Below are 255 nucleotides of genomic sequence, written 5' to 3' on the forward strand. Positions count from 1 at the left end.
TTATTCGACAGTTGCATCATGTACATAGTTATGAATGTCGTCAGTGTAAAAAAAGCGGTACAAATCAGATACAAACTGCTCCATCATTGAAACGAGCCTTACCAGGAAGTATTGCCAGTCCATCAATGATTGCAGAAGCCGCTTATATGAAGTTCGAACAGTTCGTTCCTTTGGAACGACAACTGAAAGACTGGAGTCGACTTGGATTAACTCTCTACAGCCGAACATTAGTGGATTGGGTAAACAAGGTCGCTG

Annotated in this window: 1 protein-coding gene; it reads left to right on the plus strand. The window is 42.0% G+C overall.

The window, feature by feature from the left end; all coding sequences use genetic code 11:
* On the plus strand, positions 1–255 hold a 255-nt coding region (locus ACEN4I_RS13645), incomplete at both ends, for a transposase (RefSeq protein WP_407127865.1).

The sequence above is a fragment of the Desemzia sp. FAM 23990 genome, assembly GCF_045528485.1.
Classification (GTDB): domain Bacteria; phylum Bacillota; class Bacilli; order Lactobacillales; family Carnobacteriaceae; genus Desemzia.